The following is a 20,641-nucleotide window of genomic DNA, read 5'->3' as shown; positions in this document are numbered from 1 at the left end:
GAGGACCCGGTGCGCAGCACGATGCAGGACGTCCCGCTCACGATCAGCTCGATCATGCGGCACGGCACGACGGTCTACGGCGACTCGCAGATCGTCACCTTCGACGGCGAGCGCACCCGTAAGGCGTCGTACGCCGAGATCGGGGCCCGCGCCGGCAAGCTGGCCAACGCGCTGCGCGGGCTCGGCATCCGCGGCGACCAGCGGGTGGCGACGTTCCAGTGGAACAACCAGGAGCACTTCGAGGCCTACTGCGCGATCCCGTCGATGGGCGCGGTGCTGCACACGCTGAACATCCGGCTGTTCCCCGAGCAGGTCGTCTACATCGCCAACCACGCCGAGGACCAGGTCGTCATCGTCGACGCGACGCTGCTGCAGCTGCTCGGCCCGATGCTCGGCCAGATGTCGACCGTGCACACGGTGGTCGTCGTCGGCGCCGGTGACACCGCTGCGCTGTCGGAGTCGGGCAAGCAGGTGGTGGGCTACGACGAGCTGATCGCGGGCGAGTCCGACGCCTTCGCGTGGCCCGACATCGACGAGCGCGACGCCGCCGCGATGTGCTACACGAGCGGCACGACCGGCCACCCGAAAGGCGTCGTCTACAGCCACCGGTCCAACTACCTGCACTCGCTGGCCGCCTGCTCGCCCAACGCCCTCGGGCTGTCGGCGAGCGACCGGATCCTGCCGATCGTGCCGATGTTTCACGCCAACTCGTGGGGGCTGCCCTACGCCGCGCTGATGGCGGGCAGCGACCTGGTCATGCCGGACCGGTTCCTGCAGGCAGAGCCGTTGGTCCGCCTGATCGAGATGGAGAAGCCGACCTTCTCCGGGGCCGTGCCGACGATCTGGAACGACATCCTGCACTTCCTGCGCGCCAACGCGGGCCACGACATCTCGTCGCTCCGGCAGATCATCTGCGGCGGATCAGCGGTGCCGCGCGGTCTCATGGAGGCGTTCGAGAGCGACTTCGGCATCTCGATCATCCAGGCCTGGGGCATGACCGAGACGTCACCGCTGGCCTCCGTCGCCCGGCCGCCGAAGTCGGTTCCCGACGAGGCGGCGATGGACTACCGCGCCACGCAGGGCCGGATCGTCTGCGGCGTCGAGGGCCGGATCGTCGACGACCTCGGCAACGTGCTGCCGGCTGACGGCAAGGCGGTCGGCGAGCTCGAGGTGCGCGGTTCCTGGGTCACCGGCTCCTACTACAAGGTCGACGACCCGGAGAAGTTCGACGACGGCTGGCTGCGCACCGGCGACGTGGGCACCCTCGACGCGATGGGCTACATCACGCTGACCGACCGGGCCAAGGACGTCATCAAGTCCGGCGGCGAGTGGATCTCGTCGGTCGAGCTCGAGAACACCCTGGCCGGCCACCCCGACGTGGTCGAGGCGGCAGTCGTCGGCGTGCCCGACGACCGTTGGCAGGAGCGCCCGCTCGCCGCCGTGGTGCTGAAGGAGGGCACCGCGACGACGGTCGGCGAGCTGCGGGTCTGGCTGTCCGAGCGGGTGGCGAAGTGGTGGCTGCCCGAGCGGTGGACGGTGATCGAGGCGGTGCCGCGGACCAGCGTCGGCAAGTTCGACAAGAAGGTCATTCGCCGGCAGTACGCCGAGGGTGAGCTGCAGATCCAGCACGCGGAGTGAGACGCGCCTGCCGTTGGTAGTCTCGGGAGCACCAGGAGGCTTCGCCTAGTCCGGTCTATGGCGCCGCACTGCTAATGCGGTTTGGGTTAATCCCCATCCCGGGTTCAAATCCCGGAGCCTCCGCTCACTGCCGCTCCGCCCACCCGCTCGCGTTCATGGTCAGCGCGAACGGGAAAGCGGGCGGTGTGCACGACGCGGCGTTCGTCCTGGGCCTCGTCGTCGCGATCGCGGTGCTCGCCAGCGCCGCGCTGTCGCGGCTGGTCGAGGTGCCCTACCCGGTGTTCCTCGTGCTCACCGGGCTGGTTGCGAGCTTCGTACCCGGTACCCCGACGTTCCACCTCGCGCCGGAAGTCGTCTTCTACGTCTTCCTGCCGCCGCTGCTCTACTACGCGGCCTTCCTGTCCTCGCCGCGGGCGCTGCGCGCCAACTGGCTGCCGATCGGGCTGCTCGCCGTCGGGCTGGTGCTCGCGACGACGGTCATCACCGCATTCGTCGCCGACGTCGTCGTGGCCGGACTGAGTCTCGGCGCGGCGTTCGTTCTCGGCGCGATCGTGGCGCCCACCGATCCGGTGGCGGCGACGGCCGTCTTCAAGCGGCTCGGCGTCCCCCGCCGGCTCACGGTCGTGCTCGAGGGAGAGAGCCTTGTCAACGACGGTGTGGCGCTCGTGCTCTACGGCCTCGCGGTCTCGGCCTCGATCACCGGCTCGTTCTCGCTGGCGCACGGGGTGTTGCGGTTCGGCGAGGTGGTGGCCGGCGGCATCGCGTGGGGCCTGGTCGTCGGCTACGCCATCGCGCAGGCGCGCACGCGGGTCCATGACGCCGGCATCGAGATCACCCTGTCGCTGTTCACGCCGTTCGTCGCCTACATCCCGGCCGATCGGTCGCACGTCTCCGGAGTCCTCGCCGCCGTCACGGCCGGGCTGTTCCTCGGCACCCGGTCCGAAGGCCTGTTCCGGCCCGGGGTCAGGTTGCAGGCGCGGGCGTTCTGGGACCAGCTCAACTTCCTGCTCAACTCGGTGCTGTTCGTGCTCCTCGGCCTGCAGTTCCGCGACGCCGTCGCCGCGCAGCACGGCCGGTCGGTCGGACGACTGGTGGTCGAGGCCGCGATCGTGAGCGCCGTCGTCATCGGCATACGCGTCGGCTGGCAGTTCGTCGTGCCCCCGAAGGTCTGGACCATCGGCCACGACGAGGAGACCGCACCGGCGACCTGGCGGGAGCGGCTGCTGCTCGGCTGGGGCGGGATGCGTGGCGCGATCTCGCTGGCCGCCGCACTCGCAGTGCCGATCACCGTGCAACAGTCCGACGGCGGCTCCGACCGGGCGACGATCATCTACCTGACCTTCGCCGTCATCTTCGCGACGCTCGTCATCGAGGGCGTGACGCTGCCGATCGTCGTGCGGGCGCTGGGCCTCACCGGCGCCGGAGCGGGCGGCCCGCACGAGCGGGAGGCCAAGCTCGCGATGGTCGAGGCCGCGCTCAAGCGCGCCGATGAGATCGAGGAGGCCGAGCGGGTGGAGCCCGACATCGTCGCCGCGGTCCGCGAGCGCTTCGAGCAGGAGCGCCGGTTCGTCGAGCACGAGGTCGCCGCGGCCGGGGGCGACGAGGAGGAGCGCCATCGCGGGCGGCGGGAGGACTACGACTGGCTGCGCCGCGAGCTCGTGCAGGCGCAACGGGACGAGCTCAACCGCCGCTACCGCTGCGGGGCGCTCAACGCGAGCGAGGCACGCCGGCTGCGCCGCGACCTCGACCTGCGAGACTCACTGATCGGCTGACTCCACCCGAGGCTCACGCCACATCCGCCACACCGGCGGACCACCGCCCGGCAGCGGCAGCTCCTCGACGATCTCGAAACCGTGGCGCTGGTAGAGGGTGAGGTTGCGCTGGTTCGACGACTCGAGGTACGCCGGGATGCCCTTGGTGTCGCAGTCGTCGAGGACCACCCGCAGCAGCGAGGCGCCGATGCCGCGGCCCTGGTGCGCGGGTTCACAACCGAGGTAGCCGAGGTACCAGTGATCTCGGTCGGTCGGGTGCTTCGCGTCGACGGCGCTGAGCGCGCGCAACGCCTTGGTCAGGTTGCGGCCGAACGCCTTGACCAGCGCGGGTGTCTCGCGGGCGATGTCGCTGTTGGCCATCTTCCAGGACCCCGGCGGGCCCCACAACGCGGCGGCGACCCCTCCCGGGCCGGCATAGACGGACTTCTCCCGCCGCACGTAACCCCTGGTCACGGCGCCGAACAGGCTCTTCAGCCGTTCGTGACGGTCGGCGCCACCCGGCGGGACCAGCCACGACATCACCGGGTCGTCGAAGAACGCGCCGGCCAGCGCCGTGGCCACCCGATCCACGCTCTCCGCGCCCACCCGTTGGACCGTCTGCTCGTTCGCCGTGGTCATGGCTGTCCTTCCGTCGGCATTCAGTGAGCATGCACGCGCGGAGAACGGGCACGCCAGAGAGGTCATGAGCAGTCTGGGCACGCGGGACCCACGGGTCGGAGAACGCAGTGGGGCCGGCGGTGGGTCCGACGGCTCGGGTCGGCGGCGCTGGCCGCGCCGGCTGCTCCTCGGGATCGGTGCCGCCGTCGCCGTCTGCGCGCTGGTTGCGGGCGGGCTCTACGGCTACGGGCGCTACCGCTTCGACCAGATCAAGACCGTGCACGTACCGTCCCTGGGCGACAGTGCCGGCGCCGCGGCGGGCTCCGAGAACATCCTGCTCGTCGGCAGCGACAGCCGGGCGGTGCAGGGCAACGACACGCAGGCGTTCGGCTCGGCGCAGCAGGTGGTAGGCCAGCGCGCCGACGTCATCAAGATCATCCATCTGGTGCCGGGCAAGTCGCAGGCCACCGAGCTGACGATCCCGCGCGACCTGCTGGTGACGCTCGCCGGCAGCGACCACAAGGGCCGCATCAACACGGCGTTCGAGAACGGTCCGGACCAGCTGGTCCGCACGATCGAGCAGCAGTTCGACATCCCGATCGACCACTACGTGCTCATCACGTTCGAGAGCTTCAAGAAGGTGGTCAACGCGCTCGGGGGGATCCACCTCGACTTCCCGACGCCGGCGCGCGACAAGTTCACCGGCCTGAACATCACGCATGCCGGCTGCCAGCACCTCGACGGTGCGCAGGCGCTCGCGGTGGCCCGCAGCCGCCACTACTCGTACTTCCGCAACGGGTCCTGGCACTACGACCCGACCGGTGACTTCGGCCGCATCGACCGGCAGAGCGTCTTCCTGCAGGCGGTCATCCACGAGGCGCACTCGATCGGGCTGCTGCACCCGTTGAAGGCCAACGCGTTCCTCACCTCGATCGCCGGCGCTATCACGATCGACGACGCGTGGAGCTTCAACCACGTCATCAGCCTCGGGACGCACTACCGCCACTTCGACTCCTCGCAACTGAAGACCTACGTGCTGCCGACATCGATCGCCAACAACTACGGCAACCTCGGCGACGTGCTGCTGCCGGAGAAGTCCGCCGACCACCAGGTGATCGCGCAGTTCCTGCACCCGGCAACGGTGCGGTCGGCGGCGCCCGCGCCACGCCCGTCCGCGTCCAAGCCCGCCGCGGCGTCGACGCCCGTGCAGCAGGTGCCGCTGTCGGAACCGGCCGACGGGTCGTTCAACCCGCGGGTCTGCTCGGGTTAGGTCTTTGTAACGCCGAGGGAACAGGTGACGAAATCGGCGTACACCCGACATTCGCGGTCGGCATGATCAACCCTTGGCGGGTGATGCGCGGCGTGAATCCATGCGGGGGGTGCATCACCCGTTTTCTCGTGCCCGCCGCAGGGCGACGCCGGCACGCAGCACCTGCACCCGCGACGCCTGCGTGAGCGCGAACGACGCGAGCTCGTCGACCTCCTGCGTCGGTACGGCGGCACCGGCCCGGGTCAGCAGCAGGTGCAACCCGGCCGGGGAGTCGAACGGCGCGTAGACCTTGGCCTGGGCGGCGCAGAAGTCGTCGAGCGACTGGCCGGCATGGTAGGCGTCGACGAGCCGCCGCATGAGCCGCGGATGAAGCCGGCGGAACTCGTCGGCCTGGGCGAACCAGCCCGCGACCCGGTCGGCGACCCGCTCCTGCAACGGCTCCGTCATCCCTTGACCGCTCCCATCGTGAATCCGGTGATGAACCGGTTCAAGAAGAAGTTGAACACGAGAGCGACCGGCACCGCGACCAAGACGGTCGCCGCCTGCAGCGACTGCCACTGGAAGACATCACCGCGGATGAGCTCCGTCGGCACGCCCGTGCTCAGCACCTTGTGCGACGTCGGCGCGATGAAGGCCAGGGCGTAGATGAACTCGCTGGCGACGACGGTGAAGGCGAAGACGACGACCGCCACGACGCCGGGCACCGAGAGCGGCACGACGGTGCGCACGAAGGCGCCCAGGCGGCTGTAGCCGTCGACCATCGCCTGCTCCTCCAAGTCCTTGGGGATCGCCCGAAGGAAGCCCATGAGCAGCCAGACCGACACCGGCAACGTGATCGTCGGGTAGATGACCACCAACGACCAGGTGCTGTCCTGCAGCCCGAGGAACACCACGACCCGGGTCATCGGCAGGAACAGCAGGGTGGGCGGCACGAGGTAGACGAAGAAGATGGCGATCGCCAACGGGCCGGTCCACCGGCCACCGAGGCGGGCCAGGCTGTAGGCGGCGGGCAGGCCGAGCACGAGCGTGATCAGCACGACCAGGACACCGACCCAGAAGGTGTTCCACACGAACGTCGGGAAGGACGTCTGCGTCAGCAGGAAGTTGATGTGGTCCAGGGTCGGGTTCTGGTTGAAGATGAACGGGTTGTTCGCCGCGTTGTAGAGATCGGCGTTCGACTTGAACGCGGTGATCCCCGACCAGATGAAGGGCCCGGCTGCGACGATGACGGCGAGCAGCGCGAAGGCGTAGATCCCGATGCGCGCCAGGACGTGGCGGCGGGCCGCCTTGCGCCGGAAGGCGTCGATCTGACCCTGGCCGGTGAGGTCCCAGGCCATCAGAAGACCTCCATCCGGCGTACGGCGCGCAGGATGGCGATCGCGGCGAAGAGCAGCAGCGGGAAGAGGAACAGCGCGATCGCGGCGCCCTGGGCGATGTCGCTGCCCTCGATGCCCTTGAAGTAGGCCCAGCTGGACAGCACCTGGGTGGCGTTGTTCGGCCCGCCGCGCGTCAACACGTAGACGACGGTCATGTCGGTCGCCGTGAAGATGGCACCGAAGAGGCCGGCCACGGCGATGACCGGCATCGTCATCGGGACGGTGATCTCGAAGAAGCGTCGCCAGAATCCGGCGCCGTCGACCTGTGCCTGCTCGTTGATCTCCTGGGGGATGGCGATGAGCCCGGCCATGATGATGACGGCCGCGAGCGGCACCAGTCGCCAGACCTCCACCGCGATGATCGAGGCCATCGCGAGATGCGGGCGGCCGAGGTAGTACTCGTGCCCACTGATCAGCCCGACACTGCGCAGGACGAAGTCGATCGGGCTGTAGATCGAGTCGAGCAGCCACAGCCACGACACGGCGGACAGCGACACCGGCGTCGTCCACGGCAGCAGCACGAGGAAGCGGACCAGCCACTTGCCCTTGAAGTTCGCCATGAGGATGTTGGCGAGGATCTTGCCGAAGACCACGATCAGGACCATCGAGATCGCGGTGAAGATCAGCGTGTTCTCGAACGACTTCCAGAACACCGGATCGTTGAAGATCCGCATGTAGTTGCGGGCTCCGACCCAGTTGTAGCTGGGGTTGCCGGCGGTCACGTCGCTGAAGCTGTAGGCGATCGCGAGGAAGAAGGGGACGGCGACCAGACCGATGATGTAGACGACGGTCGGCAGCAGGAAGATCTGCGCGAGCAGGCCCTCCTTGTCGGTCCAACGCTGGCGCGGTGCCGCCCGCCCCGTGACGCGACCCTGAGGTGCGGCGACCTGGGCCACGATCAGCCACCCACCGGCACCGGTGCGGTGCGCTCGCCGCTCTCGGCGTCGAAGAACCGAAGGCGATCGGCGTGCACGGCGAACTCGTGCATCTCACCGGGATGCAGCGGCGTCACGACGGTGGCCGGCAGCCGGGCGATGACGCGGGTCTCCTCGCCGATGCGGGAGACGCTGCCGTAGACGTGCCGGTCTCCGGAGAGGTACTCGAGCCGGTCGACCTTCAGGGGCATCGTCACCCGGTGCTCCGCCGGAACCGCCTCCACCGGCCACAGGTGCTCGGGCCGGAAACCGACCAGATGACCGTCGCGACGCACGAGGTTCATCGGGGGCGAGCCGAGGAAGGTCGCCACGAACGTGTCGGCCGGATCGTCGTAGACGTGCTCCGGCCGGCCGACCTGGCGGATGACCCCGTCGTACATGACAGCGATCCGGTCGCCGAGACCCATCGCCTCAACCTGGTCGTGGGTGACGTAGACGGTGGTGGTGCCGAGCTCCTGCTGGAAGCGCTTCAGCTCGTCACGCGCGCTGGTGCGCAGCTTGGCGTCGAGATTGGACAGCGGCTCGTCGAGCAGGAAGACGCTCGGGTCGCGGACGAGCGCACGGGCGAGCGCGACCCGTTGCCGCTCCCCGCCGGAGAGCTGGCGCGGCTTGCGTTCGAGCAGGTGGCCGATGCTGAGCAGGTCGGCCGCCCACCGTGCCTTGCGCTCCCGGTCCGGCTTGCGCATGCCTTCCGCGCGCAGCGGGAAGACGATGTTGGCGAACACCGTCTTGTGCGGGTAGAGCGCGTAGCTCTGGAACACCATCGCGATGCCGCGCGCCCGCGGCGGCAGGCCGTTGACGACGTTGCCGCCGATGACGACCTCCCCGTCGGTCGGCTGCTCCAGGCCGGCGATCGTCCGCAGCAAGGTGGTCTTGCCGCAGCCCGACGGGCCGAGGAGGACGACGTACTCGCCCTCCTCGGTCGCCAGGTCGATGCCGCGCAGGGCGAAGGTCTTGCCCCCGTCGTAGCTCTTCCGCAGATTCCGCGTCTCGACGACGGCCACGTGAACTCCTCCCCTGCACTCGCCGTCAGCCGATGAGACCCTTCGTGCGCCACTTGTCGAAGACGGCCTTCACCTGCTTGTCGGCGTCGGCGACGGCCTGCTGGGCCGACTTCTCGCCGCGGGCCGCCTGCGCGTACATGTTCGGGATGATGTACGTCGCATTGACCTCGCCGACCGCGGTGTTGGCATAGCCGGGGTGCCCGAGGTTGGTCGTCCAGGAGATCGAGTCTTTGAGCACGGTGAGCTTGTCGGCCGGCCGCGACCCGAAGGGATCGTTGGACAGCCAACCGTCGAGCTGCGGCACGAGGTTGTCGTAGCCGGGGAAGTCGTAGAGCTCGGAGTAGTAGGTCGCCGACGGGAAGTTGGCGGTGTAGTGGAGCAAGAACTCCTGGGCGTTGTCGGCCGACTTCGAGAACTTGGGGACGATCCAGTTGTACATGACGTGTGACGCGGCGATCGCGTCCTTGGGGCCCTTCAACGCCTTGACGAAGAGCACGTCCTCGGCCACCTGAGGGTTCTGCTGCTGCGCGCTTCGATAGGCCGAGATCGAGTTGAGGATGTAGGAGAGCTGCCCCGCTACCAGGCCCTGGTTGTTGGAGGCGGCGGTCCAGCTGAAGACCTCGGGCGTCATCGTCTGCTTGTAGAGCTTGGTCATGTACTCGACCGCCGCGACGGTCTCGGGCGAGTTGAGCGTCACGTTGGCGTTGGCGTCCTGCACGGCGCCGCCGAAGCTCCACATGATCGCCCGGCCGGCCATGTTGGAGTCGATCTCCTGGGACATGCCGATGCCCATCTGGACGTTCTTCTTCTTCTTGATCTCGGTGCCGCCCTGCAGCAGCTCGTCCCACGTGGTCGGGCCGTTGGCCATGCTGACCGTCGACCACAGGCTCTTGCGGTAGTCGCCCGGGTCGGGCACCCAGCCGGGCGCGTAGGCGTAGTACTTCTTCGTGTGCGGGTTGTAGCTCGACTTGGTGCAGATGTCGGTGAGCTTGCCGAACCGCTTGGCCGCCTCCTGGTTGAGGTTTGCCAGGTCGATGACGCTCGGCTCGTACTGCGGGATTGCGGAGATGTGCTGGATCAGGTCGTGCCCGGACCCGGCCTGGATCTCTGACGCGATGCGTGCGGGGATGTCCGCCGTGTTGATGTGGTCGACGGTGACGTTGACGCCGACCTTCTTGCCCCAGTCCTTGGCGAACTTGTCGAACCACACGTCGTGCCGGGGCACGAAATGGCTCCACATCAAGATCTTCAGGCTGCCGCTGAGCTTCGAGGCCGGCGCCGCGAAGGTCTCGGTCGGGGCCGGACCGCTGGAGGAGCCTGCCTTGGGGGTGCCGCCTCCACCACCGCCAGAGCTGCCACCGCAGCCGGCGAGCGCTGCCGCCGCGAGACCGGTGCCGACGAGGAACGTGCGGCGGGAAAGCTGGTAGTCACTCACTGCGACCCCCTTGTCGTGGTGTGTGGCGGGACGATATTCCTCGAAAGGGAGAGGAATAAAGACTCAGCGGCTCATCGCGTGTCGCGGGAAGGAGCGACGTGACGTCGTCGTGGCACATCGCCGTGCTCGGGCCCGGCGGTGTCGGCGGCCTGCTCGGCGGCCTGTTGTCGAGGGCGGGACACGACGTCGAATTCGTCGCCACCCCGGCAACCGCAGCAGCGTTGAACGGCCACGGATTGTCCGTGCACAGCAGGGTTTTCGGCGACTTCACGGTGCCGGCTCGGGCGGTCGAGTCACTCGCGAAGCCGGTCGACGCGTGCCTCGTCACGGTCAAGGCAACCGGTCTCGACGCCGCGCTGGAGCGGGTGTCTCCCGCAGCAGTGTCCGGAGCAGTCGTCGTGCCGTTCCTCAACGGTCTGGACCACCTTGCGGTGTTGCGAAATCGTTATCCGCGCGCCGACGTGGTCGCCGCCACGATCTCGGTAGAGGCCACCAGGGTGTCGCCAGGCGTCATCGAGCACACGAGCCCGTTCGCGAACGTCGAGATCGCCGGAGCCGACGAGTTCGCCGCTGTGTTGCGCGCGTCCGGGCCACCGGTCTCCGTCGTTGACGGGGAGCGACAGGTGCTCTGGCGGAAGCTGGCGCGGTTGGCGCCGCTGGCCTTGCTGACGTCGTACGCCGAGGCGCCGATCGGCGTGGTTCGGGACCGCTATGCCGACCTGTTGCGAGACGTCGTGCAGGAGGTCGCGACGGTGGCTCGGGCGGACGGGGCCGACGTGTCCGACGACGACGCGTTGCAGTTTCTCCTCGCAGCGCCGGCGGCGATGAAGTCCTCGATGCAACGCGACATCGAGTCGGGGCGGTCGTTCGAGCTCGACGCGATCGGTGGCGCCGTCCTGCGCGCCGCGGAACGGCACGAGGTCGAGGTGCCGTCGACCCGGCGGCTCGTCGAGGCGATCGTGAAGGCGTCGATCCGGTCGGGGCCGGCGAGCGGCTCCGGCGCCGGGTAGCCGGCCGGCGCGTCAGACGTCAACGGACCCGCCGGTGCGCCAGTAGTCGCCGACGCCGCCCTCGCGGCTCAGGAACCCCTCGTCGACGAGGTAGCGGCGCAGCGCCGCCACGTCGTCGTGAAAGGCGCGCAAGGAGGCGTTGACCTCCTTCTCGCTGTAGCGCACCCCGGGCTCGAATACGCGAGCCAGGTAGTCGAGGACCACCAGCCGCTTCCTGCGCACGGTCGGGATCGACGTCAGCCGGCCGTTGCGGATGAACGCACGCAGCACGACCGCCGTCTCGCGATCGGCCCTCGCGTGCTCGTCGGTCCCCTGCGCGGCGCCGGCCCTGGTCGCCTCCTGCAGAGTCTCCAGACGCGCGGTCCAGGCGCCGTCGGTCTCCTCGACCAAGCCCGCCGACTGCAGCCGCGCCAAGGCCCGCGCGACGACGCGGCCGGTCAGCCGGGTCGTCGCCGCCAGCTGGTCGACGGTGCGGTCGCCGAGCACGACGGCGGCGAAGACCGTGAGCCGGTCACGATCGGCCAGCTGCCCCAGCAGAGAGGCGGCTTCCGACGTCACCGCTGCCCTCCCGTCCGCTCGCCCACGCCGCCATCGTGGCAGTTCCCCTGGTAGCGCTGTTCTCATGAAATCGGCAGAACAGACTTGTATCCGTACGAGGCCTGGGTCGGCTACATGATCGATCGATCACTCAAACGCACGTGACGTCAAAGGGGTGGGGCACATGGCCGCAGCACGAATCACGCGATCCGGGGTAGACCTCGAAGCAACGGAAGCCGGCACGCGGATCACGCAATCGTTTCAAGTCACCAAGCTTCCCAGGTGGCTCGAACAGCTACTCGTCCGGACCAACCCCACACACATCGACCGCAGCGCCGCACTGCGTGAAGACCTTCATCGGCTTGCAGAGGTCGCAGCGCAACAAGAGCCAACCCGCGCCGCGACTCCGAGTTGAGCGGCAAGGCACATCGGTCGCTCCCGCCATCCGGCATTACTCGGGACCTACGACGCGCCACTGGTGGTCAGGTGGCTGCCGGACCGGCCGCCGCAACGACCGACCGGACGTCCCGCCGGGAATGCAGGACGAGGAACTGTAGATGTGCATTGGCGGGGTCGACCTGCGCCTGCGCGAAGCGCTCCTGGTAGGTGTGGTGGCGCGTCCACGCCCAGGCCAGGATCGACCGCTGCGGGTCAACGCTGAGCACGTTCGACCAGGGCTCGCGGTTGCCGTTCCACAGCTCGCGTCGCAGCAGGAGTCGACCCAGCGTCCGCCGGGCGACCCGGCGCATGACCAGGCTCCGTGGCAGGTCGAGGACGATCACGGTGTCCGCCCGTGCCCAGACGATGTCCTGCACCGTGGAGTAGTTGCCGTCGACCACCCACCCGGGCTGCTCGACGAACTCCTGCAGCGCCGCGCGGAAGTCGGCGGCCGGCAGCTCCTGCCAGTCGGGCTGGTGGAAGATCGCATCGAGCTCGACGTGAGCAACGCCGAGCCGCCCGGCCAGCTGTCGGGCGAGCGTGGTCTTCCCGCTGCCGCTGTTGCCGACGACCGACACCCGCTGCACGTGATCGAGCGTAGGACCCCGACGGCGTCGAGGCGGTGTTTCAGCGCTGCAGGAGCTGGCCCCCGGTGGAGGGGGCACGGCCTCACGCCCTTTCCCCCTGTTGAGCCCGAGGCGTGTCAGCGGGTGCCGGGCCGTACTAGGCCGCTCTCGTAGGCGGCGATAACGGCTTGCGCGCGATCGTTCAGGTGGAGCTTCGCCAGGATTCGCGCGACGTGCGTCTTGACGGTGGACTCGGCTACGACGAGTTCAGCGGCGATGGCAGCGTTGGCGTGCCCGCGGGCGATGAGGGTGAGTACTTCGACTTCGCGTGGTGTCAGTTCGGCGAGTGCGGGCGGTGTCGTCGTGGCTGGGGATGGCCGGGCGCAGAACTCCTCGATGAGGCGACGAGTGATCGTGGGCGCGAGCAATGTCTCACCGCGGATGACCGTGCGAACAGCGTCGGTGAGTTGGTGGCGTCGGGCGTCTTTGAGCAGGAACCCGCTGGCGCCGGCCTTCATGGCTTCGTAGACGTACTCGTTGCGGTCGAAGGTGGTCAGGACCAGTACCCGTGGCGGGTTCGGCGCCCTGAGCATCTGTCGGGTCGCCTCGATGCCGTCCAGCCCGGGCATCTGGATGTCAACGAGCGCGACGTCTGGACTGAGCTCGCGCGCGGCCGTGACCGCTTGCGCGCCGTCTGCGGCCTCGCCGACGACGGTCATGTCGTCTTCGAGATCGAGGATCGTGCGCAGCCCGTCGCGGACGATCGCCTCGTCGTCTGCGATGAGGATGCGAATGTCGGCGGTCATCGGTCGTTGATCGGGAGTCTGGCGCGAACGGTGAACCCGCCGGTGGGGACGGTGTGGGCGATGAGAGTACCGCCGAACACGGTGACGCGTTCGCGCATTCCGGTGAGCCCGCGGCCGGCCGGTGCGGGTGTGGCGGCTCGGCCCGCGTCGCAGACCTCGACGACGAGTTCGTCGAGGTCGCGGGTGACGCGCACGGTGCAGATCGGCGGGCGGGCGTGCTTGAGCACGTTGGTCAGCGACTCCTGCAACACGCGGTAGGCGGTCAAGCCGAGGCCCGGGGGCAGCGAAGCCAACGGGCCAGTGACTTCGACGGTGACCTCGGCACCGGCCAGCCGCGTCGCCTCGACCAGCTCGTCGAGGTGCTCTAGTCCGGGTTGCGGTGTGAGTGTCGAGTCGTCGGGTCCATCGAGCAGACCGAGGAGCCTTCGCATCTCGGTCAGCGTCTGCCGGGCGGTTTGCTCGGTAGTGGCCAGACGTGTCCGCGCTTCGACTGGGCGCTCTTTCTCGAGCAAGGCGGCGGCAGCGACCAGCTGCAGCACAGTGACGCTCAGCCCGTGTCCGACGATGTCGTGCAGCTCGCGGGCGATGCGGGCCCGTTCGGCACTCGCTGCTTCCTGGGACAGTCGTTCGCGGTGCGCGACGAGTTCCGCGGTCTGCGCCTGGAGCTGGTGGGTGTGTTCGGCACGGCGCCGGAACGCGTGTCCGAGCGGCCATGCGCCGGCGACGACGCCGTAGAAGACGGCGTTCGAGCCGGTCAACGTGAAGACCGGGTCCGTCAGCTCGTGGACGGCAATGCCGAGCAGCGCCAACGGCGCAGCCACAGAGAGGGCGCTGGTGCGGGCGTAGCGGCCGACGGCGTAGAAGCCCACCACGGTCGGTAGCAGCGATCCGAGTCCTTCGGGGGCACCGAAAATGAGGTACTCGACGGCGTCGACGGTGACGATGAACGCCAGGACGCCCAGCGGGAAGCGCTTGCGCCAGATCAGCGCCAGCGCGGTCACGGCGTAGAGCAGCGCCACCACGGGTGCTGGCCCCACCAGGTGACCCAGGTTGTACGACGCCGGCGCCCACACATCCGCTTGCGCGATCACCGCCAGCACGACCGGAAGCACGAGCTCCGTTGCTGGCCACGCGACCCGTGGCGCCGGTACGGCGAGTGTCTGCGCTCCCACGGACCCCGACCGTAGCGACCCAAACCGCCTCGCACGTCCGCCTTCGAGATGACCCGTGTCGTCTCCGGGACGACAACCGGCCGGCGACGTCATCCGCCATAGACACCTCAAGGCTGACGACCGGCGCCGTCCGCGATGCCTAACGTGCCCCCGTTCCCAACCCGGAGGTGCCCTCGTGAACAGCTCCACCCGACCCGTCCGCGGCCTCGCCACCGCCGCGGTCGCGCTGACGTCGTTGTTCCCGCTGATCGTGATCGTGCTCAACCTCATCCAGCGACACGACTACAGCCCCACCCGGCAGGCGATCAGCGAGCTGGCCCTTGGAACCGACGGCAACGCCATGATCATCGCGTTCTGCGGACTGGGCGTCGGGATCTTCTTGCTCGCCGTGAGCATCTACCGCACGAGTCGCAACGCGCGTGTCACGCCGCTGCTCCTCGCCCTCGCCTCCGTTCTGGCCGGTCCCGTCTCCGCGGCGTTCCACACCGACCGCACCGGCGCCAAGACCACGGTGCACGGCAACATTCACAACGTGGCTGGGCTGGCCGCCTTCCTGCTCATTCTGGTGGCGATGATCACCGCCGCTTACCGGTTTCGCCGTGAACCGGCATGGCGGGCACACGCAACCGTGACCAAGGCGTTCGCCGCGCTTGGTATCACCACGTTCTTCCTCGTCCCCGTGCTCGGCAACAGCCAGTTCGGGCTCGCCCAGCGGTTGTTCGTCGGCACATTCGTCGTGTGGCTGCTGTCCACGGCCGCCCATGCCGCCCGCGTCACCGGCACCTCCAACGAAGCCGCCAGGCGAGAAGAGACCGACCGCGCACTGGCACCTAACGAGGCACACATGCCGGCTCGCCCATAGCCGAGCATCGACGGGACATCCGGATGCAACGCGCCGCAGCAGGGAGCGGTAGCGGTTAGCGGCCGTCGACGGTGAGTGCCGCGCGAGCACGTCGTCGATGTACGCCTCGATGTGCTCGCGGCGGATCGCGGCCGGCCGTCGCGGGCATTCCGGTTCGCGCCAGGAAGTCGACGAACTGGCGGCCGGCCTCCAGGTAGCTGACGATGGTCCGTGGCGCACGGTTCATAGCCCGGAGGCGCCGCTGCCAGGACGGGAGCAGCTCCGCGAGCTGTCCTACACTGGTCATACCTCGAGTCGATGTCACGGCCCGAATCACTTGCTGTACCAGCGCTGTGCTCGCGAGCCGAAGGGATGTAGTCAAGCAAACCCGCAGGTCACAGCCTTAATTCTGGCGCTCGTAGCTCAACGGATAGAGCATCTGACTACGGATCAGAAGGTTGGGGGTTCGAGTCCCTCCGAGCGCGCCACGTTGGTGCAGGTCAGCGAATGATCACAATGTCGGCAAGATCGTTGATCATGGCTCGAGAGCCCAAATGGGGAGCCAAAGTCGGTTCTGCCCGCTCCTGGATCGCGCCAGAAGCCGAGGTCAGGGGCCGGCTTCCGGACAGCAGCGTTCGGTTGCAGTTCGCCAAAGCAGCCGGCCCGGCCTGATCATGCTGACCGTGAGTTGCGGAGGCAAGGGTTCAGTCGCAAGGTCATGTCCGACGGCGAGCAGGTACCGGACGGCTGGGCTTGCTCGTTCGCGTGTTGCCTTCCGGACTGGCGAGCTGTCGCTCCAGGTCCGTGAATGCCGCAATCACTTCAGGCGCTTCGAACGCCCGATTGCGCCGACCGATAGTCACCTGACGTAGAACGCCGGCCTCCACCATGCGCTGGATGGCGTCGTTAGCGGGCTTGTACGTGCGCCCGATGAGCGCAGCGGCGCTTTCGACGGTGATGACCGGTGCGCCGGGTAGGGCTCGGAGTAATAGGTCAAGGGCTGAGTTCGCACGAACGGGAGACAACTGAGCGCGCCACTGCTGCTCGAGCTCTGTCGTCTTGGCCTCGAAGGCGAATGCATCTTCAACTGCACGGGTGCAGGCAGCCGCGAACTCTCCGACCCACTCATTCAGACCCTCGCGTGCCTGCGTCCCGGTCGGCGGCCCTACATAGCGGAACGCGGTCAACCCGGCGATGTAGCTGGTGGCCCGCGTGGCAAGGACCAAGGACACTGGCGGCAGCACCCGTGGTGCTAATCCACGTCGACGCAGCACGAGGTGGATGAGCGCGCGTCCCGTGCGCCCGTTGCCGTCGACGAATGGATGAATCGTTTCGAACTGGGCGTGAGCGATCGCGGCCTGCGCGACGGCTGGAAGGTCGTCGGTGTCGCAGAACGCGCAGAGGTCGTCCATGAGATCGCGGACGAGTTCGTGCGGAGGAGGCACAAACGCGGCGGAACACGGGTTGTAGGAGCTTCCCCCGATCCAGTTCTGCTCGTTACGAAAGCGTCCGCCGTGTTCACGGATGCTGGTGTCCGCGAGTAGCCGCCGATGGACTTCGAGGAGCAGATCGACAGTGATCGGGTCCTGCTCGGAGACCGCGTCGAGAGCGTGCACCATCGCGTCGATGTTCCCGAGCACCTCGGCCGCGGTGACATCGGCTGATGGGTCGTGCCCGCGCCGTGCGGCCTCCGCATGCAGCAGGCGTCGCGGTCCGACCTCGAGCCCCTCTATTCGTGAGGAGGCGACCGCCTCGGCGCGGAGCAAGATTCGGGCGAGGGCCTCCGTGTCCATTAGCGCCACCGCGTCAATGTTCAGGCGGGAGATTGCGGCTTCGGCGTCTGCCAGATCGGCGGCCACCGCGCCGTCGAAGACAAAGTGACGGACGAGCAAGGAGTCCGGCACGTACGCTTCGTAGTCGCATGACCGGCGGTCGCGCCGCGGGACGCCGGTGCCGGCCATCTCACTCGGCCAGCGACGACGCAGAAGCTTCGACAAGTCCACCTCCTTATTAGAGGTTAACCCAGAACCTCCAATAAGGAGGTGCATATTGTCAGTTAGCGCACCATGCACTCATCGAACGCGGGACGGTCAGCCGGGTCAGGACGCCACAACGCTGGCTACGCGGAATGTGTCCGCCGGCATCGGGCGGTCGAGGTGCCAGGTGATCGCGATCGGTCGCTCGCCGCGGTGGTCGACGTACGTGGCTTGGCCGAGGCACAGGAACGGTGCCGCGCCGAGATCGTCGGTGGGTGACTCGCGGACGAAGAGCACGACGTGGGTCCGGCGACCTGCTTGCCCCAGGTACCGCCGGCCAGCCTCGGAAGTCGTGGAGGTGGCGTTCTGGGATTCCCAGTGGAACAGCTCCGGGCTAATGGCGTAGTCGCGGTACATCGTGGTCGGCGAAAACTCGTGCTCGGTCTTGCGCAGGTTGATCAGCAACGCGTCGGTCTGGGTCTCTTCGGCCCAGGCGACCCCGGTGATGTTGCCGCGGGCCGATCGTTCGAGGTTGGCCCAGCCGAGCGCAGCGAGGGCCTCCTCGCGGCGGTAGTGCGCGTGGCTGAGCAGGGGCACGTGCTGCAGGCCCTGGCCGAGTGACCGTGGTGTGTGCCGAGAGCGGTCGACCCCGAGCGCGATCAGCTCTCGCAGCTCGGCGCAGACGGCCGGGTGGCGCCGAAGGTGGGCGAGGCCGTCGGCGTACGACGTGAAGCCGCCTCGGTTGGGCCACAGCGTGAAGAAGAGCATCCGCGCGAGCCGCTGCTGGCGTTCATCGAGTTCTTGGTAGTCCGGGCCCGCCGGCTCGGCGAGGGTGGAGTAGAGGTCGGCCCGTTCCGGGTCATCCACGTGGGCGAGCGAGGAGACCCGGCGCAGGAGCGCTTCGTCGTCCGGCCCCGGCGGTAGCGTCGGTAGGGACGCGTCACGTCGTAGCCCGGTCCATGAGCCGTTGCCGCGGTAGACGTCCGCGAGATCGCGGCCGGACTCACCCAGGTACTGGGCAAGGCTGAGGTCACCGTAGGAGCGCAGGTCGGCGACGAGCTGCTTGCGGGTGAGGCGCAATTGCCGACGCACGTTGTCGAGGACGATCTGCTGGGCTACCCGGTCGAGGATCAGCTGCGAGCCGGAGGGCAGGAAGGGGAAGCCGGTCTCGATCTGCCGTTCCAGACCCTTACGGGTGGAGCCGGTCAGTGGCCGGTAGCGGACGTCGAAGCGGAACTCGCGCCGATGCTGGCCGATGAAGTCCAGCGCGGTGAGCACGGCCTTGCCAGGAGCCCGCCGCAGCCCGCGGCCGAGCTGCTGCAGGAAGATCGTCGCGCTCTGCGTCGGCCGTAGGAAGAGAACCGTGTCGACCTCAGAGACGTCGAGTCCCTCGTTGAACAGATCGGCGGCGAACAGGCAGTTCACCTCTCGCTGTCGCAGCTGGCGAAGCGCGTCCGCGCGGGCGGTGTTCGCGGTGTCGCCGGACACTGCAAGCGCCGGGATGCCTGCTCGGCGGAAGACCTCGGCCATGTACCCGGCGTGCGCGATGGACACGCAGAAGCCAAGAGCACGCATGGTGCCGACGTCGGTGACCTTGTCCCGAAGGGTCCGCAGCACCTTCGCGGCTCGGGCGTCGTTGCCGGTGTAGACCCGGTCGAGAAGTGAGACGTCGTACTGCCCGCGCTTCCACTCGATGCCGCTCAGATCGACATCGTCTGCGACGCCGAAGTAATGGAACGGCACCAGCAGGTCCGCCGCGAGGGCGTCCCAGAGCCGCAGCTCGTAGGCGGCACGGTTGTCGAAGAACGAGCGGACGTCGACACCGTCGGCGCGTTCGGGCGTGGCCGTCAAGCCGAGTAGCTCCGCCGGCTGAAGGTGGTCGAGCAGACGGCGGTAGGTAGGTGCTTCCGCATGGTGGAACTCGTCGATGACCACGACGTCGAAGTGGTTCGGCTCAATCCGGTCGACGCCGTACGAGGCGAGCGACTGAACGCTGGCGAAGACGTGGCTCCACCGCTCGGGCCGGTTGCCCGCGACGTACAGCTCGCCGAATGCGCCGTCCGCGAGCACTTCCCGGTACATCCGAAGCGACTGCTGCAGGATCTCTTGCCGGTGGGCGACGAACAGCAGACGCGCCTGGCCGTCCCGCTGCTCCCGAAGCCGTCGATAGTCCAGCGCGGCGACGACCGTCTTGCCGGTGCCCGTTGCCGCGACGACAAGGTTGCGGTGCCGGTGATGGATCTCCCGCTCGGCCTCGAGTGCCTCGAGGATCTCGGTCTGGTGGGGCAGGGGGCGGACCTCCAGACCGGACAGCGTGATGTCGGCGGACGAGGCGCCTCGGGAACCGGCACGCGCCAGCGCGTCATCGAGCCGGTCCGCGTCGCTGGCCGGGTCGTACCGCACAAACGCCGGATCAGCCCAGTAGGTGTCGAACGTCGCGGCGAACTTTCGCAGCAGTTCCGGCGTCGCGACACCCGACAACCGAACGTTCCACTCCAAGCCGTCGACGAGCGCCGACCTCGACAGGTTGGAGCTGCCGACGAACGCGGTGTCGAAACCGGAATTGCGCCGCAGCAGCCATGCCTTGGCGTGAAGGCGGGTGGACTGGGTCTCGTAGGTGATGCGTACGTCGGCGCCGAAGCGTCGGACGAGCTCGTCGATAGCCCGCCGCTCGGTCGCACCGACGTAGGTCGTGGTGATGACCCGCAGGCGGACGCCGCGGTCACGCAGCCGGAGTAGCGGCTCCTCCAAGACGCGTAGCCCGTGCCAGCGGATGAAGGCGCACAGCAGGTCAACCCGGTCCGCGCTGGACAGCTCCGCCCTTAGTTCCGAGCCGAGGGTGGGCTCGTCCGGCCCGTTGGTGAGCAGGGCCGCGGACGACAGCGGGGTTGCTGGCCGCTGTAACTCGTACACGCCCGGGGCGATGGCCCGGGTGAGGAGGACCAGTTGCTCGAGGCCATCGACAAGCCGCTCGTCGGGCGCGTGCACGACGTCCATCAACTCGTTGATGATCGCCGCCTGCTTCCCCTCGTCGCGCTCGTCAGCGAGCAGCCGGCGTACTGCCCGAGCCACGTGGCGAGCGAGGACGTCGGGAGCGTCCGCCGGATCAACCGGGGCGAATCTCGGCTCGAGGTCGCGGACGAGCGCGAGGGCGCCTTCCAAACCCGAGGTTCGAAGCGACTCGTACACGCCTTCGGCCAGAGGGTCGGTCACGCGGTCGAGCTTCGCACGCTGGTCATTCTGACGAGCGAAGTCGGCCGAATCGAAA

17 protein-coding genes and 2 tRNA genes are annotated in these 20,641 nt (G+C 68.3%); 7 read left to right on the top strand and 12 right to left on the bottom strand.

What is annotated here, in order from left to right; all coding sequences use genetic code 11:
* Positions 1 to 9 precede the first annotated feature (9 nt).
* The 3 genes from VFJ21_08085 (at position 10) to VFJ21_08075 (ending at position 3,410) form a co-directional block, all read left to right on the top strand.
* Positions 10 to 1,638 carry a fatty acid--CoA ligase gene (locus VFJ21_08085; protein ID HET7407075.1) on the top strand — a complete coding sequence of 543 codons (1,629 nt, stop codon included), beginning with the start codon at positions 10 to 12 and terminating at the stop codon, positions 1,636 to 1,638.
* A gap of 34 nt (positions 1,639 to 1,672) precedes the next feature.
* Positions 1,673 to 1,761 (top strand) — tRNA-Ser (locus tag VFJ21_08080).
* A gap of 32 nt (positions 1,762 to 1,793) precedes the next feature.
* Complete coding sequence (locus tag VFJ21_08075) at positions 1,794 to 3,410, top strand: Na+/H+ antiporter (GenBank protein HET7407074.1); 1,617 nt, start codon at positions 1,794 to 1,796, stop codon at positions 3,408 to 3,410.
* On the opposite strand, the gene VFJ21_08070 is transcribed toward VFJ21_08075, so the two are convergent.
* Positions 3,396 to 4,028 (bottom strand): GNAT family N-acetyltransferase, encoded by a 633-nt coding sequence (locus tag VFJ21_08070; protein HET7407073.1) that lies wholly within the window; start codon positions 4,026 to 4,028, stop codon positions 3,396 to 3,398. The two genes, VFJ21_08075 and VFJ21_08070, sit on opposite strands and share 15 nt — an antisense overlap.
* A gap of 64 nt (positions 4,029 to 4,092) precedes the next feature.
* On the opposite strand from VFJ21_08070, the gene VFJ21_08065 reads away from it, so the two are divergent.
* A complete protein-coding gene (locus VFJ21_08065; protein ID HET7407072.1) occupies positions 4,093 to 5,277 on the top strand; it encodes an LCP family protein in 1,185 nt (394 codons plus the stop codon).
* A 114-nt stretch (positions 5,278 to 5,391) separates the two neighbouring features.
* Here VFJ21_08065 and VFJ21_08060 read toward each other — a convergent pair whose 3' ends face one another.
* From VFJ21_08060 to VFJ21_08040, 5 genes are read right to left on the bottom strand one after another with little or no spacing between them, the layout of a single operon-like run.
* Positions 5,392 to 5,724 (bottom strand): hypothetical protein, encoded by a 333-nt coding sequence (locus tag VFJ21_08060; GenBank protein HET7407071.1) that lies wholly within the window; start codon positions 5,722 to 5,724, stop codon positions 5,392 to 5,394.
* The gene (locus tag VFJ21_08055; GenBank protein HET7407070.1) at positions 5,721 to 6,614 is read right to left on the bottom strand and encodes a carbohydrate ABC transporter permease; all 894 of its coding nucleotides are present in this window, start codon (positions 6,612 to 6,614) and stop codon (positions 5,721 to 5,723) included. The genes VFJ21_08060 and VFJ21_08055 overlap by 4 nt, the downstream gene beginning before the upstream one ends.
* Positions 6,614 to 7,549 carry a sugar ABC transporter permease gene (locus tag VFJ21_08050; protein ID HET7407069.1) on the bottom strand — a complete coding sequence of 312 codons (936 nt, stop codon included), beginning with the start codon at positions 7,547 to 7,549 and terminating at the stop codon, positions 6,614 to 6,616. Before VFJ21_08050 ends, VFJ21_08055 begins: the two co-directional genes overlap by 1 nt.
* A gap of 2 nt (positions 7,550 to 7,551) precedes the next feature.
* Positions 7,552 to 8,592 (bottom strand): ABC transporter ATP-binding protein, encoded by a 1,041-nt coding sequence (locus VFJ21_08045; GenBank protein HET7407068.1) that lies wholly within the window; start codon positions 8,590 to 8,592, stop codon positions 7,552 to 7,554.
* A gap of 25 nt (positions 8,593 to 8,617) precedes the next feature.
* On the bottom strand, positions 8,618 to 10,027 hold the full coding sequence (locus VFJ21_08040; protein HET7407067.1) for an extracellular solute-binding protein: 1,410 nt from the start codon (positions 10,025 to 10,027) through the stop codon (positions 8,618 to 8,620).
* A 98-nt stretch (positions 10,028 to 10,125) separates the two neighbouring features.
* Between VFJ21_08040 and VFJ21_08035 the strand changes: the two genes are divergently transcribed.
* Positions 10,126 to 11,037, top strand: a complete 912-nt coding sequence (locus tag VFJ21_08035; GenBank protein ID HET7407066.1) for a 2-dehydropantoate 2-reductase — start codon at positions 10,126 to 10,128, stop codon at positions 11,035 to 11,037.
* A gap of 12 nt (positions 11,038 to 11,049) precedes the next feature.
* Here VFJ21_08035 and VFJ21_08030 read toward each other — a convergent pair whose 3' ends face one another.
* The 4 genes from VFJ21_08030 to VFJ21_08015 form a co-directional block, all read right to left on the bottom strand.
* Complete coding sequence (locus VFJ21_08030; GenBank protein HET7407065.1) at positions 11,050 to 11,595, bottom strand: DUF2087 domain-containing protein; 546 nt, start codon at positions 11,593 to 11,595, stop codon at positions 11,050 to 11,052.
* Positions 11,596 to 12,056: 461 nt separating this feature from the next.
* Positions 12,057 to 12,599: an AAA family ATPase gene (locus tag VFJ21_08025; GenBank protein HET7407064.1), complete on the bottom strand. Its 543-nt coding sequence runs from the start codon at positions 12,597 to 12,599 to the stop codon at positions 12,057 to 12,059.
* Between the two features lie 116 nt (positions 12,600 to 12,715).
* Entirely contained in the window at positions 12,716 to 13,384 is a 669-nt protein-coding gene (locus tag VFJ21_08020; GenBank protein HET7407063.1) for a response regulator transcription factor, read from the bottom strand.
* Positions 13,381 to 14,556: a sensor histidine kinase gene (locus VFJ21_08015; GenBank protein HET7407062.1), complete on the bottom strand. Its 1,176-nt coding sequence runs from the start codon at positions 14,554 to 14,556 to the stop codon at positions 13,381 to 13,383. The genes VFJ21_08020 and VFJ21_08015 overlap by 4 nt, the downstream gene beginning before the upstream one ends.
* Before the next feature lie 235 nt (positions 14,557 to 14,791).
* Here VFJ21_08015 and VFJ21_08010 point away from each other — a divergent pair, with 235 nt between their 5' ends.
* Together VFJ21_08010 and VFJ21_08005 are read left to right on the top strand one after the other, a co-directional pair.
* Positions 14,792 to 15,418: a DUF998 domain-containing protein gene (locus tag VFJ21_08010; GenBank protein ID HET7407061.1), complete on the top strand. Its 627-nt coding sequence runs from the start codon at positions 14,792 to 14,794 to the stop codon at positions 15,416 to 15,418.
* Positions 15,419 to 15,809: 391 nt separating this feature from the next.
* Positions 15,810 to 15,885, top strand: a tRNA-Arg gene (locus tag VFJ21_08005).
* Positions 15,886 to 16,113: 228 nt separating this feature from the next.
* On the opposite strand, the gene VFJ21_08000 is transcribed toward VFJ21_08005, so the two are convergent.
* Together VFJ21_08000 and VFJ21_07995 are read right to left on the bottom strand one after the other, a co-directional pair.
* On the bottom strand, positions 16,114 to 17,394 hold the full coding sequence (locus tag VFJ21_08000; GenBank protein HET7407060.1) for a Fic family protein: 1,281 nt from the start codon (positions 17,392 to 17,394) through the stop codon (positions 16,114 to 16,116).
* A gap of 102 nt (positions 17,395 to 17,496) precedes the next feature.
* Positions 17,497 to 20,574 (bottom strand): DUF3427 domain-containing protein, encoded by a 3,078-nt coding sequence (locus tag VFJ21_07995; GenBank protein ID HET7407059.1) that lies wholly within the window; start codon positions 20,572 to 20,574, stop codon positions 17,497 to 17,499.
* Positions 20,575 to 20,641: the final 67 nt, after the last annotated feature.

This window comes from Mycobacteriales bacterium, assembly GCA_035690485.1.
In the GTDB taxonomy this organism is placed as follows: domain Bacteria; phylum Actinomycetota; class Actinomycetes; order JAFAQI01; family DASSKL01; genus DASSKL01.
Note: the sequence above shows the minus strand (reverse complement) of the source record. Positions and strands in the feature narration are given on the sequence as shown.

What these genes read in the sequence shown, in the direction of transcription:
- VFJ21_08075 (HET7407074.1), top strand. Translation starts at nt 1,794, where the DNA reads ATGGTCAGCGCGAACGGGAAAGCGGGCGGTGTGCACGACGCGGCGTTC.
- VFJ21_08070 (HET7407073.1), bottom strand. Translation starts at nt 4,028, where the DNA reads ATGACCACGGCGAACGAGCAGACGGTCCAACGGGTGGGCGCGGAGAGC.
- VFJ21_08065 (HET7407072.1), top strand. Translation starts at nt 4,093, where the DNA reads ATGAGCAGTCTGGGCACGCGGGACCCACGGGTCGGAGAACGCAGTGGG.
- VFJ21_08060 (HET7407071.1), bottom strand. Translation starts at nt 5,724, where the DNA reads ATGACGGAGCCGTTGCAGGAGCGGGTCGCCGACCGGGTCGCGGGCTGG.
- VFJ21_08055 (HET7407070.1), bottom strand. Translation starts at nt 6,614, where the DNA reads ATGGCCTGGGACCTCACCGGCCAGGGTCAGATCGACGCCTTCCGGCGC.
- VFJ21_08020 (HET7407063.1), bottom strand. Translation starts at nt 13,384, where the DNA reads ATGACCGCCGACATTCGCATCCTCATCGCAGACGACGAGGCGATCGTC.